Origin of the sequence: Escherichia sp. AM3 (assembly GCF_032029835.1) — a bacterium.
Taxonomy (GTDB): Bacteria; Pseudomonadota; Gammaproteobacteria; order Enterobacterales; family Enterobacteriaceae; genus Escherichia; species Escherichia coli.
In genome coordinates this window covers 1-287 of the sequence record NZ_JAVUPQ010000872.1, presented here as the reverse complement: position 1 = coordinate 287, position 287 = coordinate 1, and the positions used below count along the sequence as shown (strand labels likewise).

General features: G+C 43.6%; 1 protein-coding gene and 1 pseudogene. Both read left to right on the top strand.

Annotated elements, in window-relative coordinates; translation table 11 throughout:
- A partial coding sequence (gene vapB / locus RTW80_RS28805; RefSeq protein ID WP_312721520.1) for a type II toxin-antitoxin system VapB family antitoxin occupies positions 1-181 on the top strand: 181 nt, incomplete at its 5' end.
- Positions 181-287, top strand: a pseudogene (locus tag RTW80_RS28800) (VapC toxin family PIN domain ribonuclease); the annotation flags it as partial. The gene vapB and the pseudogene RTW80_RS28800, both read left to right, overlap by 1 nt.

Genomic DNA, 287 nt, shown 5'->3' with positions numbered 1-287 from the left:
ACCGAAAGCGGTCGCTCTGCCAGAAGACGTTAAGAAAGTAGAAATTATTGCGATTGGTCGTACAAGAATCATCACTCCCGCCGGTGAGTCCTGGGACAGTTGGTTTGATGGCGAAAATGTGAGTGCGGATTTTATGGATATCCGTGATCAACCCGCAATGCAGGAAAGGGAATCATTTTGATGCTGAAATTCATGCTGGATACCAATATCTGTATTTTCACTATTAAGAATAAACCAGTACATGTCAGAGAGCGGTTTAACCTGAATTCTGGCCGGATGTGTATAAG